The sequence below is a fragment of the Pseudomonas sp. NPDC096917 genome (assembly GCF_044762555.1).
Classification (GTDB): domain Bacteria; phylum Pseudomonadota; class Gammaproteobacteria; order Pseudomonadales; family Pseudomonadaceae; genus Aquipseudomonas.
On record NZ_JBIWEO010000018.1, the window covers coordinates 31,340 to 46,813 of the forward strand.

Annotated in this window: 15 protein-coding genes; 10 read left to right on the top strand and 5 right to left on the bottom strand. The window is 54.9% G+C overall.

The genetic code is table 11. From position 1 onward, the window contains the following. Positions 1-52: 52 nt before the first annotated feature. The 3 genes from argJ (at position 53) to ACIQYF_RS19290 (ending at position 2,918) form a co-directional block, all read left to right on the top strand. Positions 53-1,270: a bifunctional glutamate N-acetyltransferase/amino-acid acetyltransferase ArgJ gene (gene argJ / locus ACIQYF_RS19280; protein WP_402865016.1), complete on the top strand. Its 1,218-nt coding sequence runs from the start codon at positions 53-55 to the stop codon at positions 1,268-1,270. 74 nt (positions 1,271-1,344) lie between these two features. Beyond that, a complete protein-coding gene (locus tag ACIQYF_RS19285; protein ID WP_402865018.1) occupies positions 1,345-1,977 on the top strand; it encodes a glutathione S-transferase family protein in 633 nt (210 codons plus the stop codon). Further along, positions 1,974-2,918 carry a Nudix family hydrolase gene (locus ACIQYF_RS19290; protein ID WP_402865020.1) on the top strand — a complete coding sequence of 315 codons (945 nt, stop codon included), beginning with the start codon at positions 1,974-1,976 and terminating at the stop codon, positions 2,916-2,918. The genes ACIQYF_RS19285 and ACIQYF_RS19290 overlap by 4 nt, the downstream gene beginning before the upstream one ends. Positions 2,919-3,007: 89 nt before the next feature. Here the strand turns inward: ACIQYF_RS19290 and ACIQYF_RS19295 are convergent, their stop codons facing one another. The 3 genes from ACIQYF_RS19295 to ACIQYF_RS19305 are packed head-to-tail and all read right to left on the bottom strand — an operon-like array spanning position 3,008 to position 6,626. Next, entirely contained in the window at positions 3,008-3,598 is a 591-nt protein-coding gene (locus ACIQYF_RS19295) for a cob(I)yrinic acid a,c-diamide adenosyltransferase (protein WP_402865022.1), read from the bottom strand. 2 nt (positions 3,599-3,600) lie between these two features. After that, a complete protein-coding gene (locus tag ACIQYF_RS19300; RefSeq protein ID WP_402865024.1) occupies positions 3,601-5,637 on the bottom strand; it encodes an ATP-binding protein in 2,037 nt (678 codons plus the stop codon). Positions 5,638-5,684: 47 nt separating this feature from the next. Beyond that, the gene (locus ACIQYF_RS19305; RefSeq protein ID WP_402865026.1) at positions 5,685-6,626 is read right to left on the bottom strand and encodes a putative 2-dehydropantoate 2-reductase; all 942 of its coding nucleotides are present in this window, start codon (positions 6,624-6,626) and stop codon (positions 5,685-5,687) included. A gap of 116 nt (positions 6,627-6,742) precedes the next feature. On the opposite strand from ACIQYF_RS19305, the gene ACIQYF_RS19310 reads away from it, so the two are divergent. Beyond that, positions 6,743-7,228, top strand: a complete 486-nt coding sequence (locus tag ACIQYF_RS19310; protein ID WP_402865028.1) for a YajQ family cyclic di-GMP-binding protein — start codon at positions 6,743-6,745, stop codon at positions 7,226-7,228. Between the two features lie 127 nt (positions 7,229-7,355). After that, entirely contained in the window at positions 7,356-8,198 is an 843-nt protein-coding gene (locus ACIQYF_RS19315; protein ID WP_402865030.1) for a mechanosensitive ion channel family protein, read from the top strand. 278 nt (positions 8,199-8,476) lie between these two features. Here the strand turns inward: ACIQYF_RS19315 and ACIQYF_RS19320 are convergent, their stop codons facing one another. After that, entirely contained in the window at positions 8,477-9,757 is a 1,281-nt protein-coding gene (locus ACIQYF_RS19320; protein WP_402865032.1) for an OprD family porin, read from the bottom strand. Between the two features lie 802 nt (positions 9,758-10,559). On the opposite strand from ACIQYF_RS19320, the gene ACIQYF_RS19325 reads away from it, so the two are divergent. After that, on the top strand, positions 10,560-10,991 hold the full coding sequence (locus ACIQYF_RS19325; protein ID WP_402865034.1) for an HIT family protein: 432 nt from the start codon (positions 10,560-10,562) through the stop codon (positions 10,989-10,991). Further along, positions 10,988-11,194, top strand: coding sequence for a SlyX family protein (locus tag ACIQYF_RS19330; protein WP_402865036.1), 207 nt, complete (start codon positions 10,988-10,990; stop codon positions 11,192-11,194). Before ACIQYF_RS19325 ends, ACIQYF_RS19330 begins: the two co-directional genes overlap by 4 nt. 68 nt (positions 11,195-11,262) lie before the next feature. Here ACIQYF_RS19330 and ACIQYF_RS19335 read toward each other — a convergent pair whose 3' ends face one another. Beyond that, a complete protein-coding gene (locus ACIQYF_RS19335) occupies positions 11,263-11,868 on the bottom strand; it encodes a cold shock domain-containing protein membrane protein (protein ID WP_402865038.1) in 606 nt (201 codons plus the stop codon). 880 nt (positions 11,869-12,748) lie between these two features. Between ACIQYF_RS19335 and ACIQYF_RS19340 the strand changes: the two genes are divergently transcribed. The 3 genes from ACIQYF_RS19340 (at position 12,749) to aspS (ending at position 15,398) form a co-directional block, all read left to right on the top strand. Then, positions 12,749-13,111, top strand: coding sequence for a ribbon-helix-helix domain-containing protein (locus ACIQYF_RS19340; protein WP_402865040.1), 363 nt, complete (start codon positions 12,749-12,751; stop codon positions 13,109-13,111). 180 nt (positions 13,112-13,291) lie between these two features. Beyond that, complete coding sequence (locus ACIQYF_RS19345) at positions 13,292-13,513, top strand: FmdB family zinc ribbon protein (RefSeq protein ID WP_003441220.1); 222 nt, start codon at positions 13,292-13,294, stop codon at positions 13,511-13,513. A 109-nt stretch (positions 13,514-13,622) separates the two neighbouring features. Further along, complete coding sequence (gene aspS / locus ACIQYF_RS19350; protein ID WP_402865042.1) at positions 13,623-15,398, top strand: aspartate--tRNA ligase; 1,776 nt, start codon at positions 13,623-13,625, stop codon at positions 15,396-15,398. The last annotated feature ends 76 nt before the right edge of the window (positions 15,399-15,474 follow it).

Sequence of the window (15,474 nt, forward strand, 5' to 3'; positions counted from 1 at the left end):
CATTGAATTCCCGCCCGTTGGCGGAACTGTCATCTCTATTTAGGAGCGCGTCATGGCTGTTGGTCTTGGTCCTTTGCCTACTTTGCACCCGGTGGCCGGTTTTGAACTGGGCATCGCTTCAGCCGGTATCAAGCGCCCTGGGCGTAAAGATGTGGTGGTCATGCGCTGCGCTGAAGGTTCGAACGTAGCCGGTGTGTTCACCTTGAATGCCTTTTGCGCCGCGCCGGTAATTTTGGCCAAACAACGTGTTCAGGGCGCCGTGCGATACCTGCTGACCAACACCGGCAATGCCAACGCCGGGACCGGCGAGCCGGGTCTGGTCGCTGCTACCCGCACCTGCGCCAAGCTGGCTGAGCTGACGGGTGTCGACGCCAGTGCGGTGCTGCCTTACTCCACCGGGGTGATTGGCGAGCCGCTGCCCGTAGAAAAAATCGAAGGCGCCCTGCAAGCGGCTCTGGACGACCTCTCTGAGAATCATTGGGCTGAGGCTGCCATTGGCATCATGACCACTGACACCTTGCCTAAAGGTGCCAGCCGTCAGTTCGAGCACGATGGCGTGACCATCACTGTGACCGGCATCAGCAAGGGTGCGGGCATGATTCGTCCGAACATGGCCACCATGCTCGGTTACATCGCGACCGACGCCAAGGTTTCGCGTGACGTACTGCAAAACCTGCTGCTTGATGGCGCGAACAAATCGTTTAACCGCATCACGATTGATGGCGATACCTCGACCAACGATTGCTGCATGCTGATTGCCACCGGTAAAGCCGATCTGCCGGAAATCACCGAAGCCAGCGGCCCACTGTTCGCGGCCTTGAAGCAAGCCGTATTTGAAGTGTGCATGGACGTGGCCCAGGCCATCGTGCGTGACGGTGAAGGCGCGACCAAGTTCGTGACCGTTGAAGTGAATGGCGGCGCTAATCACCAGGAATGCCTGGATGTGGGGTACACCGTGGCTCACTCGCCACTGATCAAGACTGCACTGTTTGCCTCCGATCCGAACTGGGGCCGCATCCTGGCTGCCGTAGGCCGTGCCGGTGTGTCTGATCTGGATGTGAGCAAAATTGACGTGTTCCTGGGCGAAGTGTGCATTGCCAGTGGCGGCGCTCGTTCGGCTTCTTACACTGAAGAACAGGGCTCGGCAGTGATGGCACGTGAGGAAATCACCATTCGTATCGAGCTGGGCCGTGGCACCGCCAGCGAGACCATCTGGACCACTGATTTGTCCCATGAATACGTGAAAATCAACGCCGAATACCGCACGTAACCAAGGCGCTGCCGGAACGGGTTCGTCTCGTTCCGGCAGATCAGGTTTTCTCGGGCTGAACAGGACGATCCACCATGAGTTTTCACCTGATCATTGGCGACAAGTTGTATTCCTCCTGGTCTTTGCGCGGCGCGCTGGCGTTAGACCTGGCGGGTGTTTCGTACACCGAGCAGTTAATTAAACTGGGGCAGCCCGATACCCGTGCGCTGATCTTGCAGCATTCGGCAACGGGTAAAGTGCCGTTGTTGAAGACTGAGCACGGCACCATTGCTGACTCATTGGCGATTGCCGAATACCTGAATGAGCGTTTTCCAGCGGCTCAATTGTGGCCGGTGGACATTGCTGCACGGGCTCAGGCGCGGTCGGCGTGTGCGCAAATGCACAGCGGTTTTTTCGGCTTGCGCGCCAATCTGCCCTTTGATCTGAGTCGTGATCAGGCGCGTGTGCCTATGCCCGATGAAGCTCAAATCGATATCGACCGCCTGCTGGCTTTGTGGGCTGAATGCCGGGATGTGTCGACCGAACAGGGGCCTTATCTGTTTGGCCGTCTGAGCCTCGCAGATGCTTTTTTTGCGCCAGTGGCCGTGCGACTGCGTACCTATCGTGTTGAATTGCCCGTTGAAGACCAGGCCTACGTCGACGCCATTTACCAATGGCCGGCGTTCAAAGCCTGGCAACAGGCTGGATTAGAGGAAGTACAAAGGTGAAACGAGTTCATGTGGCTGCGGCCGTTATTCGTGGCGAAGGCGCTAAGGTGTTGATCGCTCGTCGCGCCGATACTCAGCATCAGGGCGGGCTCTGGGAGTTCCCTGGCGGCAAGGTCGAGGCGGGGGAGACGGTGGAGGCTGCATTAAGTCGTGAGCTGCAAGAAGAGCTGGGGATTGTGGTTAATACCGCCCGCCCGCTGATCAAGGTTCAGCACGATTACCCGGACAAACAGGTGTTGCTGGATGTGTGGGAAGTATCGGCTTTCAGCGGTGAACCCCATGGCGCAGAAGGCCAGCCGTTGGCTTGGGTTTCGTCGCGCGATCTGATTAATTACGAATTTCCGGCGGCCAATGCACCGATTGTTGCGGCGGCACGCTTGCCGGATCAGTACCTGATTACCCCGGACGGGCTGGAAACCCCAGAATTGTTGCGCGGCTTGCAGAAGGCCATTGCAGGCGGTATCAAACTGATTTCATTGCGTGCCCCCAATGGCTATGACCCTAAATACCGCGACTTGGCGGTGGATGCGACGGGGCTATGCGCAGGTAAGGCGCAGTTGATGCTCAAAGGCCCGCTGGAATGGCTTGGGGATTTTCCATCGGCGGGTTGGCATTTAACGGCTGCGCAGTTGCGCAAATACGCCCCTAAAGGCCGACCGTTGTCGAAAGATCGCTGGTTGGCCGCCTCCTGCCATAACGCGCAAGAACTGGCGTTGGCTGAACAGATGGACGTGGACTTCGTGACCTTGTCGCCCGTGCTGGCGACTCAGACTCACCCGGACACACCGCCTTTGGGTTGGGAGCAGGCACAGCAGTTGATCGCCAACTTCAGCAAGCCGGTGTTTCTGTTGGGTGGCCTGGGTGCGGATGATCGTGAGCAAGCGTGGAGTATGGGGGCGCAGGGCGTTGCGGGCATTAGAGCGTTCTGGCCGCAGGATTGATGGTTTACCGCTGAACGAAAGCGCAGTCCTGTAGTTGTTGAGGTACGAGGGCTGCGCTGTCGCACGCAGCCTTCGTGCCTCGTCGGCGACTACATGCCTACTTCAGTAGGTTTTTGCGCCGCCTGCCATAAGATCTCGGCAATCCCCTGGCGCTTGGCGATCAAGCGCGCAGCGACAAACAGCAAGTCTGACAGACGGTTGATGTACGCCAATCCCACACCCGCCAACGGTTCCAGTGCATTCAGTTGCTGGCAGCGACGCTCAGCGCTGCGGGCGAGGCTGCGGCACACGTGCGCTTGGGCGATCAGCGAAGAGCCACCGGGCAGGATGAAATTCTCCAGCGGGCCCAGCTCTTCATTCCACAGATCAATTGCCGCTTCAAGCCTCTGTACCTCGGCACTGTCGAGCGCCTGGTACACCGGCATCGCCAGTTCGCCACCCAGGTCGAACAGGCGATGCTGGCACGGTTCAAGCACTGTAATCAGCTCATTGAGCCCCGGGCACTTGGAGCTGTGCTCAATCAGCCCGGCCAACAACAGGCCAAGCTGACTATTAAGGGTGTCAACTTCGCCGATGGCCTCCACGCGCGGATGATCCTTGGGTACGCGTCGACCATCGCCCAGGCCGGTTTCGCCTTGGTCGCCCGTGCGCGTGTAGATCTTTGATAAGCGAAAGCCCATGTTTACAGTTCCATCGTGGTTGATTCGTGAGAGGGCAAAAGGTTGCTGGCCAAGGGCAGACGCAACGTAAAGCAGGTGCCTTGGCCGAGTGTGGAATGTACTTCCATCTGCCCTTTGTGGTTGTTGGTGATGATGAAGTACGACACTGACAGGCCGAGCCCTGTGCCCTGGCCGACTTCCTTGGTGGTGAAAAATGGCTCGAAAATGCGCTTGCGTACGTGTTCCGGCATGCCCACGCCGTTGTCTTCCACTTGTATTTCAGCCCAGGGCGGACTGAGCTTGGTGCGCAAAATGATGCGTCCCGGCTCACTGCTGTCTGAGCGCTGGTTAATCGCCTGTGCCGCGTTTTTCAGCAAGTTGAGCAGCACTTGTTCCAGTTCGTTGGGAATGCCGGGGACGGGGCCCAGCTGGGGGTCGAACTGGCGAATGATGGCGTGGCCCTTGAAGTCAAAGCCCAGCGCCAGATCAAAATCATTGTTGGCAATATCCACCGCCTGTTCGATGAGTGCCGACAAGTCGCAGGGGCTCATTTGGCGATTACTGCGCCGGCTGAAACTGAGCATGTGGGTGACGATTTTTGCGGCGCGAGCCCCGGCTTGTTGTATGCCGTCGAGCAATTGGGGGACTTCGCGGGCCTGTAAATATTGGCTGATGGCATCCAGCGTGATACCGATCTGTTCTGCCGTCTCGATATTTTTTGGCAGTTCGTTCGACAGGCGTCGGCGAATATTCTGCACGTTGTGCAGGATGGCGCCCAAGGGGTTATTGATTTCATGGGCCATCCCGGCAGCCAGCCCTCCGACTGAAAGCATTTTCTCTGACTGCACCATCATGTCTTCCAGTGACAGACGCTGGGTAATGTCATCGATGCGAATCACCACGCCACGTCCGCCGCTGCCCGTCAGGGGGTAAAAGGTCAGGGCGTAGTGGCGGGCGTCTTCGCCCTGGCCCCACGTCACGCGCTCAATTTTGACCACTTGGTGATTTTCGATGGTGTCTTTGAGCTGTGGCAGAAAGGGCTTGAGGGGTTCAAAGGCAAGGTAGATCGGCTGATTCAATGCCTCATCCAGTTTCGTCCCGGATAGGGCACTGGCTTCCTGGTTCCATTGCGTCACGTAGAGCTGCTCATCCAGGGCGATCAAAGCGGATGGCATGGAGTCGATGATGCTGTTGAGGTAGTTCTGAAAACCGGTCAGTTTTTGCTCGATTTTGCCGCGAACCTGCACTTCCAATTCCAGTTTGCGATTGGTGTGACGGGTTTCTTCGGCCAGCGTCTGGGCTTGATCATAGGCCCCCTGCGCTTCGTCTCTGGCGCGCTTGAGTTCTTGTTCACGCACTTCGATGCGCGACAACATGGTGTTGAAGGCTTCGGCCAGGCTGCCGATTTCGTCGTTGTTGCCCGGTGCTGCGCGTAATGCGTAGTTTTCTTCGCGAGTAACCTGGCGAGACAACTCTTCAAGGCGGTGGATGGGGTGGGTGACCAGCCGCTTGATTTGCCGCGAAACCAACAGCCACAGTAAAACGCTAAACACCAGAATCCCCAGGCTGGCTGTGAAGGTGCCGGTGTAAAACGCCGTGGGCAGTTCGCTGCTGGCCACGAGCAACAAGTGCCCGAGTGGTTGGTCGCCGTGGTGCAGGCGGGTGACTTGGTGGCTGCGCAGTTCTGTCAGGCTCCAGGCCTCGATCTGGCGATAATGCTCTGGCAGCGGCATGTGTTCGCCATGTTGCAATTGCGCGATGAGGTTGCCGGAACTGTCATAAATGGCAGCAGCCCGTAACGGTGCGTAATTGCCTATTTCATTGAGCAGGGCTTCGGCTTTTTCCGGGGAATCCAGTGCCTGAACAATAAGGTCGGGGTTTGAGGCCAGCCGCCCCAGTGTCTGCAAGGCTTGCGGCGCTGTGCTTTCGTGGGAGATCCAGTAGGCGGCGCTGATGAACGTTAAATTGGCCACCAGCAAAACGGTCGCCAATAACATGAGAAGGGCAGCCAGCAATTTTTGGCCGACCGGAAGGTTTTCTAGGCGCTGGCGCAAGGGCATGGGGATGACCGCATAAAGAAGAACGAGCCCGCAGGGTAGCGCGGGCCTCAGTTGCAGGGCAATCCATGCTGCTTCAGGTGTTCGGTAAGCTGTAGATGCAATGCCTGTAAGTGCGGCACAGCGAACTGTTGCTGTCGAGCGGCTTTGCAGGCATAGCCCAGCAGGTAACTGATTTCGGTGCGCCGGCCTTGAGTGACATCTTGATTCATGGAGGAGTAGTTGCTGGCCGTGGCGTGGATGACGCGATTGACTTCAGCCGTCAAATCGACGGCCGCTTCGGGCTGACCGCACTGTTCTAGAAGGGTGCAGAGTTCAGCGCACAAGGTACTGACCTCATCGCTGTACGCTTGTAAATCACCATTTCGGCAGTTGTGCAGAACGGTCAGTGGGTTGATCGCGCAGTTCAGGGCCAGCTTGCGCCACAGGCGGGCGAGGATATTTGGACTCCATTCGTGGGCAATGCCGCTGCGTTGCAATTCTTCGAGCCAGTGCGGGGCCTCACCTGCATGGATGTCGCCCAGCCAGGTGTGGCCACGTCCTGCAAATACCACGCGCCAGTCGCCATCACGAAATGCGCCCTCAGTGCTGGAGGCAAAAATGCAGCGCGCGTGTGGCACCCGTGCCGCGACGGCTTGCTGACTGCCGAGGCCGTTCTGCAACAGGATCACGTCGGCCTCGGGACTGAGTCGGTGGGCAACGTGCGCGACGGCTTGCTCGGCGTCATAAGCCTTGCAGGTGACCAGCAAGCGCTGTATTGGCTCATCGGCCTCAGGCAACTGTGCCGTGACGTTTAAGTGTTGTGATTGTTCGCCTTCAACTAGAGTTAGACCTCGTGCGGCTTCATAGGCGTGCAGGCGCACTTGATTACGCAGTATCAGGGTCACAGGCAAGCCCGCTCTTGCGAGCCGTGCGGCCCACAGGGTGCCCATGCTGCCAGCGCCGAGAATGTGCCAGCGTGTGGAGGTTTGTCCGCCGTTCGAGTGGGGCATGTGTGCTCGCAAGTGAATGAAGTCGAAGAATCGCTATAATGCCCGCGCATTTTAACTGTCAGGCCAGGCGCGCTCCATCTGTGTTGTGCGCGCCCTTTATTAAGTGGAGAAATTACATGCCGTCGTTCGACGTGGTATCCGAACTGGACAAACATGAAGTCACCAACGCAGTCGAGAACGCCGTCAAGGAGTTGGACCGCCGTTATGACCTCAAGGGCAAAGGCAGTTTTGAGTTCAAAGAAAAAGACCTCACGGTGAACATGACCGCAGAGGCGGATTTTCAGCTCGAAGCCATGATTGAGATCCTGAAGCTGGCTCTGGTCAAACGCAAGATCGACGCGCAGTGCCTTGAGATCAAGGATGCATACGCGTCGGGCAAGTTGATGAAGCAGGAAGTCGTGCTCAAGGAAGGCATTGATAAAGAGCTGGCGAAGAAAATCGTTGCTCACGTCAAGGAAGCCAAGCTCAAAGTTCAAGCCGCCATTCAGGGCGAGCAGGTTCGCATCACCGGCAAGAAGCGTGATGATCTGCAGGAAGCGATTGCTGCGTTGCGCGCCAAAAGCTTTGATTTGCCGCTGCAGTTCAACAACTTCCGCGACTGATTACCGCCCGGGGAACCTGTGGCGATCATCGACGTCCGATTTTTCTGGGCATTGCGTAAACGATTGAGCTGCTAGGCTTGTTTCATCGTTTTTGCAGAATAAATGACGTTGTCGTTAGGAGAGATAAATGGATTTGAACGCTGAAGTTGATCAATTGATCAAGACCTCGCAGGCCTGGATTCCAATGATCATGGAATACGGCAGTCGTGTGCTGCTTGCGCTTGTGACGCTGGCTATCGGCTGGTGGTTGATTAACCGGTTGACGGTGAAGCTGGGCCAATTGCTGGCCTTGAGAAAGGCCGACCTGGCACTGCAAGGTTTTATCAGCAGCCTGGTCAATATCATTCTCAAGGTACTGTTGGTTGTCAGTGTCGCGTCAATGATCGGGATCCAGACCACCTCATTCGTGGCAGCCATCGGTGCGGCGGGTCTGGCCATTGGCCTGGCCTTGCAAGGTAGCCTTGCCAACTTCGCGGGTGGCGTGCTGATTCTGCTTTTCCGTCCGTTCAAGATCGGTGACTGGATCGAAGCGCAAAGCGTGAGCGGGACTGTCGACAGCATTCAGATCTTCCATACTGTGCTTCGTACCGGCGACAACAAAACCGTTATCGTGCCTAACGGCAATCTGTCCAACGGCATCATCACCAACTACAACCGTCAACCGACGCGCAAGGTGGTGTTTGATGTGGGTGTGGATTACGAGGCAGATTTGCAAAAGGTGCGTGAGGTTTTGCTGGCGCTGGCCGATGATCCTCGCGTCTTGAGAGAGCCTGCCCCGGTCGTGGTCGTGACTACGCTGGGCGACAGTGCAATTACCATGTCGCTGCGTGTTTGGGTTAATACTCCTGACTACTGGGATGTCTTGTTCATGTTTAACGAGCATGCCCGTGACCGTTTAAAAGCAGAAGGTGTTGATATTCCTTTTCCGCAGCGAGTCATTCGGGTCGTTCAGGAAGTGTCTGCGCAGTAAGTGTTAATTTGATAGCCTGCTATTAAAGAGGCATGAACACACAATTAAAGAGGCGTAGGCCTCTTTAATTGTTTCTGTGCCTTGAGTCACAGGTTATTAGTGATGAAGCGTAAAGTTCGGCGAGGCAAGTGATAATTACTTGCATTTGTTTTTTTAGTTGGTTAGTTAGCTTGCTATACATAAAGCATTTATTGCGGGCAATAAAAAACCACGCACCTTTAGCAGGTGCGTGGTTCTGACTAAACAACGTGTTTGTAAAGGCTGCCCTGAGGCTGCAATTACAAGATGTTCAGTGGGTATTCAACGATGATACGAACGTCGTTGTTGTCGGTGTTACCGCTGGCAAGTTGGTAGTTACTAGTGTTGCGGTAGACCGCGCTACGCAGGCGGAAGGACAGGTCTTTGGCCGGGCCTTCTTGCATCACGTATTTGCTTTCGAAGTTGAACTCGTGTTCTTTGCCTTCGCCAGTGTCGGTGCTGATGTTGTCGCCTGTCACGTAACGAGCCATGAAGCTCAGGCCGGGTACGCCATAGCTTGCCATGTTCAGGTCGTAGCGAGCCTGCCACGAGCGTTCATCTTTGCCGTTAAAGTCGGAGTACTGCACGGAGTTGGCAAGGAAAATGGTGCCGCCGCCATCTACGCCGTAGACGTAACCGCTGTCACCGGTGGAGCGCTGGTGAGCCAGGGTGAATTTGTGAGCGCCGATGCTGTAGGCGGCTGCCAAGCTCCAGATTTTGTTGTCAGCGTTGCCCGCCAGTTCCTGGCCTTGGCTCGAGGTTCTGTAGCCGTTGAAATCGAAGTTCAGCGCTTGAGCATCATTGATCGGGAACGTGTAGTTCAGGTTGATGTATTGCTTCTTGAAGTAATCATCAACGTCCGATGCTGCCAGGCCGCCGACGAAATTATCGGTGAACTGATAGGTTGCCCCGGCAATGTTGGCGGCTGGCAAGTGCATGCTGTCATGGTACATGCCAGTCTGTGAGCTGAGAGCTGTGAAGCGACCAGCGCTCAGCTCCAGGCCTTTGATCTCGTGGGAGGTGATCAAAGTACCGGTAGCCACTTCAGGCAGCAAACGGCTGTCATCGGTAGAGAAAACCGGGCTGGCAACAAATTGGTTGCCGTACTTCAGAACGGTGTCCGACAAGCGGAACTTAACCGCGCCGCCCGCTTTGGATTGAGTGTCTTCCGGAGAACCGTTGCTCTTGGAAGCGAACAGGCCGTTGCCTTGACGACCAGCGCCGCCGTCCAGACGCACAGTACCCATGGCGAATGCATCAACACCCACACCAATAGTGCCTTGAGTGAAGCCAGAGCTGTAGTTCAGCAACTCGCTCAGGCCCCAATCTTCACGATAACCGCTTTTGAAGCCACCATCTGGCTTGCGAATGTTGCCTTCGCCGTTTTTGAAGTCGCGATTCATATACAGCATGCGGGTTTTGGAAGTCAGCGTGCTGTCTTCAATGAAACCTTTGGCATCGTCCTGGGACGAAGCCATTGCGAACTGAGTAGTACCGGCTGAAACAGCCAGGGCGATCATGCTCCACTTCATCACGCGCATCGTGATTTGCTCCTTTGGTTTTAGGAAGAGTACTGCCGTCCCACCTGAATTATTATCTGGGCGGCTCTTTCTTTTTGTGTCGGCGCAAACTTATATCACGCCGGCAATATTGGCGATACTTGCTCGCACAAGCTTTCAGCTTCTTTACAGCCATGTCGCAGAACGCACTCTACATGTCGCAAAGGCGTAGCTGTGTGCGGCATTTCGCATGTTTTCCCTATTGTTTCAATAACTGACGCCGCAAAAAGACGTCTGTACTACGTATTGAAAACGCCCCTGTCCTGCAGCTTAGCTATTGTTATCTATAGTAAGGCCGCAGCACCCCGCTACGCCCTTAGCCACTCTGTAGGTACTTAATGCAACAAGCATGCTCAAACCGTGGTCGCAGCTAAAATAAAATTTATCTGGCCGGTTTTGGGCCAAAACCCCTTGTGCTGCGCGGGTAAAACGGTAGTTGACTTGCGCTGGCTGTCGAATTTTTTGGGTCGAAGAGCAGCGCTTACGGAAAAAAGACGCACAAAGCGTTACCGGTTCACACTGGCTGGGGTAGCAGGTGACGTTTAGGTGCACTAAAACCATACATCCTGTGCTGTTTTGGTGCGTCGGGGTTCGTGGGCTGCTGGCTGGGTGTTTGGCGGGTGCTACGCGAATGCCGGCGGCTGCACTCAGAGAAGGAGCTGTGGTTGCTGGCGTGATGTGCGCATCAATCAAGGGTATCCTGCGTCCATGCGGCTCAATGGCTGATGGGGCTCATCAGGCGCTGTGTTGAGCTGAAAATTTCCGTTAAACAGGAGAGTACTCCGTGTTCGCTTTGGATCCACGCCTTCAAGATGATACCTGGCTGATAGGGGATTTCCCTTTGTGCCGTTTGCTGCTTTCCAATGACTCGAATTATCCCTGGTTTATTCTGGTGCCGCGGCGCGAGGGTATCAGCGAGCTGTTCCAATTGAATGACGATGAGCAACAGTTGATGTGGCGTGAAACCACTGTGTTGGCTCAGGTGCTGAAAGCGCTCTTTGGCGCTGACAAAATGAACGTTGCCACGCTGGGGAATGTGGTCAGTCAGCTACACATGCATGTGATTGTTCGTTATCAGGCTGACGTGGCGTGGCCCGGTCCGGTCTGGGGCAAGCATCCTGCCAAACCTTACAGTCAGGCTGAGGTGCAGGCTATTCGGGACAGGCTCAAAGCCGTGCTGGGTGCTGGCTTCACTTTTGGGGAGGACGAACTGTGACGCTCGAAGCGCGGATAATGGATCTGGAAAGTCGTCTGGCTTTTCAGGATGACACCATTCAGGCATTGAATGATGTGCTGGTCTCCCAGCAGAACGCGGTGGACCGACTGCAATTGCAGATGGCGGCCCTGCTCAAGCGTCAGGAAGAAATGGGTGGTCAGTTTGAGTCATTTGAAGAGCAAGCCCCGCCGCCGCACTACTGAGTCTTTTTGGTAGGCCATAAAAAAACCGCGACGCAGCCAGGCTGCTCGCGGTTTTTTTCAGGCTGAAATTAGCGGCGCGGGAGCGCTGCGATCACATCTTCAGCTTGAAGGCCTTTGTCGCGGTTCATCACCGAGAACTCAACACGTTGTCCTTCCACCAGTACGCGGTGGCCTTCGCCACGAATGGCGCGAAAGTGGACAAAAATATCATCGCCGGAATCACGGGAGATAAAGCCGAAACCCTTGGAGGTGTTGAACCACTTGACGGTGCCTGTATCGCGGTTGGTCATGTCGTAGCTTTGTGAAGCCGACGAAGAAGGTGATGATTTGTAGAAGCTGACAACCAGATGCAACAACACCGCAAGTACAGCAGGCACCAGGCTTATCAGGATCGCGGGTTGGCCGCCGATTGGCAGCAGCAAGCCAAACAGAGTGAGCGTTTGTAGAACAACAGAAAGCACCAGTAAAGCGCTTACCAGATTTTGCAGTTGATGGCGTGGGCCTTTATTCCAGAATGGAATGACAGGAGCCAGTGTCAGGTTGAGCAGGCCAAGAAAAGCCAGGTAAAGAGCATCGGCGTGGAGGAGGTAAGGGGCAGCGTCGGATTGCAGGCTGGGAATGAAGGACAGCAGCAAAGCAGCTGCGCCCGTTAGTAGGTGAACGATTTTCAACATTTCTATTAACTCACGTTAAGACGGAAAGACGGATCGCAAGGAAGAGCTGATTTCGCACGGTTCGCTTCTGAAAAAAATGGAGGCGCTGGACACGTGCGAGGTATCAGCCTATGCGCCGTCGCCAGTGGCTTGGCGAAGGCGGCACGCTGCCTATTTAACAGCAAAGCTTGGGCCTTCTCAAATTAAGTGTATTGAGGGGGCTATTGGTGTGAGTGCTGGAGTCGGTCCAAATAATGCGTGTTTTTTTTGAAAGTCTTGTTCTAGAGGCTTTTAGGCTATTTCTCAAGGCTGCTAAGTGCGCAGTTGATGGTGCTTGTCATCGTGTGCTGAGTGCAATCGTGACCGTTGGTCGTTTTTTTTGTTAAGCATTGAGCCCAGTATGGATGACTGGGTGTATCGCTGAGAGATGCATGTATGAGGTTCTTTTGTCTTGTTTTTCTTGTTGGGTTTTTAATCATGCAAGTGCGGTATTGATTTGTTGTGATGTTTTTCAAGGTTGTAAAAGTGACTGTGTGATTTTTAGCTTGGTATAGAAATCTTCGGCTGTGTATTTTTCGTTGAAAGAGGGGGCGGTCGGCGTTTCTTTATGTTGGGTGGTATTTTTTAGCGTTGGGCTGTGAGATGTTTCTATGTGGCTTGGGTGGCATCTTTTGCCCTTGGCGAGATTTTTATTTCCAGGCGGAGAGGCGCTGAGAGGGCCATAACTTATGGGCTTTGCGCCAAGGTGCCAGTGCTCATATTCAGCTCTCGTACTGAGAGCGCTCCTACAGAGTTGAGGGTTAAGTCTGCTGGATTAGAAGTTTTACATAATGTTTTATGAGGTGTGTTTTGGAAAAAATATTAATTGATCTTAATGGCGTTGTAATGAGGAATTTTGAATATGAGTCGATTAACCCGGCAGGAAACTATTGGGGGGCGATTATTGCAAAGAGCCAGGATTGATCCTGTTGTTCTTGATTTTGGTATAGGGTTGGCACAACCGCTGTCGAAGTCTGTCAGGTTGAATGGCTTTGCAACGTGTTTGCGGCTGGAAGAGGTGTATTGGGATGTGCTGTCTGATATTTCACGGGGCAATGATTGTTCAATTAATGCATTGCTGTCGTACATCGACAGAGAGATTCACTTGCGACATGGCGGTGTGAAAAATTTCAGTGGTCTCATCCGGGTTGTCTGTGTGATGCACCTGCTGAAAGCGGGGCGGGCTTCACGCAGCGTGGCTTCCAAGCAGTTATTCGTAGGTTAAAGGCACCGTATCGAGCTGTAGTCGGGTGTTCGCAGGGTTGCAATCTTTTAAAATTCAGGGCTTCTTTGGGGGGTTATGGCTGCTCATGCGGCTGCACTGGCTCGATTTACCAGATATAATCTCGCGCTTTGCTGTGTGGCCCCTCAAGGGTTGCCGCTAACGGATTGTCGAGACGCGCCCATGCCCATGTACGATTACCAATGTGCTTCCTGTGGTCATCAACTGGAAGCCATTCAAAAGATCAGTGATTCGCCACTGGTTGATTGTCCTGCCTGCCAGGCACCTGAGCTGAAGAAAATGCTGTCCATGCCAGGCTTTCGCCTTAGCGGCACAGGCTGGTATGAAACAGACTTCAAGACAGGTTCGAAAAAGAATCTGGCAGGCGGCGACAAGTCCGACTGAGGTTGAGCGAAAGCAGTCTGAACACAAGCGGGCTCTTGCAGAGTTATCAGCACCGACGGTGCGCAAGACCTCCACCGATTTTCGAATTACGAGAAGTGAAACCACTACCATGATGCGCAGCCATTATTGCGGCCAACTGAACGAAAGCCTGGACGGCCAGGAAATTACCCTTTGCGGATGGGTTCACCGTCGCCGTGACCACGGTGGGGTGATTTTCCTCGATATCCGTGATCGTGATGGTCTGGCCCAGGTTGTGTTCGATCCTGATCGTGCTGAAACCTTTGCTGCTGCCGACCGTGTGCGCAGTGAATATGTTGTCAAGGTGACCGGTAAGGTACGCCTGCGTCCGGCCGGTGCTGGCAACGCCAACATGGCGTCGGGCATGATCGAAGTGCTGGGTTACGAACTGGAAGTCCTGAACGAAGCAGAGACTCCTCCGTTCCCGCTTAACGAATTCTCTGACGTTGGCGAAGAAACCCGCCTGCGTTATCGCTTTATTGACCTGCGTCGTCCAGAAATGCTCGAGAAGCTGCGTCTGCGTTCGCGCATGACCACCAGCATCCGTCGCTTCCTCGACGAGAATGGCTTCCTGGATGTCGAAACACCAATCCTGACCCGTGCCACCCCTGAGGGTGCACGTGACTACCTGGTGCCAAGCCGTACCCACGCAGGCTCGTTCTTTGCCTTGCCGCAGTCGCCGCAACTGTTCAAGCAGTTGCTGATGGTTGCCGGTTTCGACCGCTATTACCAGATCGCCAAGTGCTTCCGTGACGAAGACCTGCGTGCCGACCGTCAGCCTGAGTTCACTCAGATCGACATCGAAACCAGCTTCATGAACGAAACCGAGATCATGGGCATCACCGAAAACATGATCCGCAACCTGTTCAAGGAAGTGCTGGATCTGGAGTTCGGCGAGTTCCCGCACATGACCTGGGAAGAGGCCATGCGCCGTTACGGCTCCGACAAGCCAGACCTGCGTAACCCGCTGGAACTGGTTGACGTTGCCGACCAGCTTAAAGATGTCGAATTCAAAGTGTTCAGCGGCCCGGCCAATGATCCGAAATGCCGTATTGCCGCCCTGCGTGTACCGGGTGCCGCGAGCATGCCGCGCAAGCAGATCGACGATTACACCAAATTTGTCAGCATCTACGGTGCCAAAGGCCTGGCGTACATCAAGGTCAATGAGCGCGCCAAGGGTGTTGAGGGTCTGCAATCGCCGATCGTTAAAAACATTCCGGAAGCGAACCTCAATGTGATCCTGGATCGCGTTGGTGCTGTTGACGGCGATATCGTGTTCTTCGGCGCAGACAAGGCCAAGATCGTTAGCGAGGCGCTGGGTGCGTTGCGGATCAAGGTCGGTAACGATCTTGACTTGCTGACGTGCGAATGGGCTCCGATGTGGGTTGTCGACTTCCCTATGTTCGAAGAGAACGACGACGGCAGCTTCAGCGCCTTGCACCACCCGTTCACCGCCCCAAAATGCTCGCCAGAAGAGTTGGAAGCCAGCCCGGCTACCGCTCTGTCCCGCGCATACGACATGGTGTTGAACGGCACTGAGCTGGGTGGCGGATCGATCCGTATCCACCGCAAGGAAATGCAGCAAGCTGTGTTCCGTCTGTTGGGTATCAATGAGGCTGAGCAAGAAGAGAAGTTCGGCTTCCTGCTCGACGCCCTGAAGTACGGTGCACCGCCGCACGGTGGTCTGGCCTTCGGTCTGGACCGTCTGGTCATGCTGATGACGGGCGCGCAGTCGATTCGTGAAGTGATTGCCTTCCCAAAAACCCAGAGTGCTGCGTGTGTGATGACCCAGGCTCCAGGCGTGGTTGACGGCAAAGCATTGCGCGAACTGCATATTCGTTTGCGCGAACAGCCTAAGGCAGAGTAAGTCTGACCTTCAAAGGCGCATCTTCGGATGCGCCTTTGTCATTGTGTTAAGAATTTTAATTGTGGGTCTGTGCCAG

What these genes read in the sequence shown, in the direction of transcription:
- ACIQYF_RS19310 (WP_402865028.1), top strand. Translation starts at nt 6,743, where the DNA reads ATGCCGTCGTTCGACGTGGTATCCGAACTGGACAAACATGAAGTCACC.
- ACIQYF_RS19285 (WP_402865018.1), top strand. Translation starts at nt 1,345, where the DNA reads ATGAGTTTTCACCTGATCATTGGCGACAAGTTGTATTCCTCCTGGTCT.
- ACIQYF_RS19335 (WP_402865038.1), bottom strand. Translation starts at nt 11,868, where the DNA reads ATGTTGAAAATCGTTCACCTACTAACGGGCGCAGCTGCTTTGCTGCTG.
- ACIQYF_RS19295 (WP_402865022.1), bottom strand. Translation starts at nt 3,598, where the DNA reads ATGGGCTTTCGCTTATCAAAGATCTACACGCGCACGGGCGACCAAGGC.
- aspS (WP_402865042.1), top strand. Translation starts at nt 13,623, where the DNA reads ATGATGCGCAGCCATTATTGCGGCCAACTGAACGAAAGCCTGGACGGC.
- ACIQYF_RS19340 (WP_402865040.1), top strand. Translation starts at nt 12,749, where the DNA reads ATGAGTCGATTAACCCGGCAGGAAACTATTGGGGGGCGATTATTGCAA.
- ACIQYF_RS19300 (WP_402865024.1), bottom strand. Translation starts at nt 5,637, where the DNA reads ATGCCCTTGCGCCAGCGCCTAGAAAACCTTCCGGTCGGCCAAAAATTG.
- ACIQYF_RS19320 (WP_402865032.1), bottom strand. Translation starts at nt 9,757, where the DNA reads ATGCGCGTGATGAAGTGGAGCATGATCGCCCTGGCTGTTTCAGCCGGT.
- ACIQYF_RS19345 (WP_003441220.1), top strand. Translation starts at nt 13,292, where the DNA reads ATGCCCATGTACGATTACCAATGTGCTTCCTGTGGTCATCAACTGGAA.
- ACIQYF_RS19305 (WP_402865026.1), bottom strand. Translation starts at nt 6,626, where the DNA reads ATGCCCCACTCGAACGGCGGACAAACCTCCACACGCTGGCACATTCTC.
- argJ (WP_402865016.1), top strand. Translation starts at nt 53, where the DNA reads ATGGCTGTTGGTCTTGGTCCTTTGCCTACTTTGCACCCGGTGGCCGGT.
- ACIQYF_RS19315 (WP_402865030.1), top strand. Translation starts at nt 7,356, where the DNA reads ATGGATTTGAACGCTGAAGTTGATCAATTGATCAAGACCTCGCAGGCC.